Source organism: Mucilaginibacter sp. (assembly GCF_039207105.1).
Classification (GTDB): Bacteria; Bacteroidota; Bacteroidia; order Sphingobacteriales; family Sphingobacteriaceae; genus Mucilaginibacter.
In genome coordinates this window covers 1-2,166 of the sequence record NZ_JBCECK010000316.1, presented here as the reverse complement: position 1 = coordinate 2,166, position 2,166 = coordinate 1, and the positions used below count along the sequence as shown (strand labels likewise).

The following is a 2,166-nucleotide window of genomic DNA, read 5'->3' as shown; positions in this document are numbered from 1 at the left end:
CTGTTTGCATTGGTGTTGGCGATCGGTATTGTGGTGGATGACGCGATTGTGGTGGTGGAGGCAGTGCACGCCAAAATGGAGCATAACCCGAGCCTCAGTCCTAAAGCGGCAACTACAGAAGCTATGCATGAAATTTCCGGCGCAATTATATCCATTACATTGGTTATGGCGGCGGTATTTTTACCGGTTAGTTTTATGACGGGTTCTACAGGTATATTCTATAGGCAGTTTGCGTTAACCATGTCTATATCTATTATTATATCAGCTGTTAACGCGTTAACATTAAGCCCTGCTTTGGCTGCTTTATTTCTTAAAAATAAACATGCTGAAGGTGGTCATGATAAACCTAAACAAAGCTTTGCTGAGAAATTCTACGCAGGCTTCAATGGCGGTTTCAACTATATGACCAACAGGTATATTGGTGGTTTAAAATTCCTTTTACGTAACAAATGGGTTAGTATGGGTGGCCTTGCAATAATAGTTGTTGCCACCGTATTCATGGTTAATAAAACAAAAACAGGCTTTATCCCTACAGAGGATCAGGGCTTTGTGGCCATTGCCGTTTCAACACCATCAGGAACCTCATTAGCCAATACCAATAAAATATTAAAACAAGCTGAAAAAGAGTTAAATACTTTACCATCAGCAAGGTTTGTGATGTCATTGGCTGGTTTTAACTTTTTAACCTTATCTAACAGCCCATCAGCGGGGCAAATTTTCTTATTGTTAAAACCTAACAAAGAAAGGGGTGCCGTTAAGAATATTGACGAGATACAAAATATAATCAGAGGCAAATTAGCCGGCATTCCAAGCGGTACCTTCTTCGTGTTCAGTTTCCCAACTGTTCCCGGATTTAGTAACGTGGAAGCTATGGATGTGATGCTGCAAGATAAAACCAACGGCAGATTGGATAAATTTAGTGGTGTAGCCAATAACTTTATCGGCAAGCTAATGCAAAAACCAGCCATTGCCTTCGCCTTTACTTCTTACAAAGCAAATTATCCTCAGTTACAATTAGAGGTTGATGATGAAAAAGCAAATCAGTTAGGAGTTAATGTTAGAGACATTTTGTCAACTATGCAAGCTTACTTCGGTACTGCACAGGCATCAGACTTTAACCGCTTTGGTAAATATTACCGTGTGATAGTTCAGGCCGATATAGCTGATAGAACAGACCCTGCATCTATTGACCGCGTGTTTGTTAAAAACAAAGCAGGAGAAACTGTACCAATCAATACCCTGGTTAAATTAACCCGTGTTTATGGTTCAGAAACCGCTTCTCGTTATAACTTGTTTAACTCTATTGAAGTAAATGCTATTCCTAAACCAGGTTATAGCTCTGGTGATGCTATCAAGGCTATTGAGGAAACAGCTAAAGAGCAATTGCCTACAGGTTTTGCTTATGAGTTCTCGGGTCAAACACGTGAGGAGATCTCTTCAGGTGGACAGTCAGCAGTTATATTTATGCTTTGTTTAATATTTGTATACTTTTTATTATCAGCACAGTATGAAAGTTACATTCTGCCATTAGCAGTTATACTTTCAATACCTACAGGTATATTCGGTGTGTTTGTGGTATTAGGTTTAACCGGTATCGAAAACAACATCTATGTACAAGTAGCGCTGATCATGCTCATCGGTTTGTTAGCTAAAAACGCCATTTTGATTGTGGAGTTCGCGGTGCAGAAACGCAAGGCGGGTTTAAGTTTGTTTGATGCAGCCATTGAAGCAGCCCGTTTAAGGATCCGTCCAATCGTGATGACCTCGTTAGCCTTCGTATTTGGTTTATTCCCGATGAGTATTGCTACAGGTCCATCAGCTCAGGGTAACCACTCTATCAGTATTGGTGCAGCAGGTGGTATGGTGTCAGGTGTAATACTTGGTTTGTTCATCATCCCGGTTTTGTTTGTGATATTCCAATATCTACAGGAGAAAGTTACCGGTACACCTAAAGATTCTGTAGGTTCAGATGGTCATAATTCAGAAGTAAAAACTGCTGATCTGGAACTGGCAAAAAATTAATAAGGCATAGCATTAATAATCATAAAAATAAAATGAAACGATATATCAATCCATATTCTATTTTGATACTGCTGGCGGTTTTTATAAGTGCCTGTAAAGTATCAAAGGATGTGGCTACACCCAAACCCGAGTTACCTGTAGCAT

Annotated in this window: 1 protein-coding gene; it reads left to right on the top strand. The window is 39.8% G+C overall.

The features are described 5' to 3' along the window. Positions 1–2,022 (top strand): efflux RND transporter permease subunit (locus AAGC65_RS26045; RefSeq protein WP_343115372.1); only part of this gene is annotated, 2,022 nt, incomplete at its 5' end. Between the last annotated feature and the right edge of the window lie 144 nt (positions 2,023–2,166).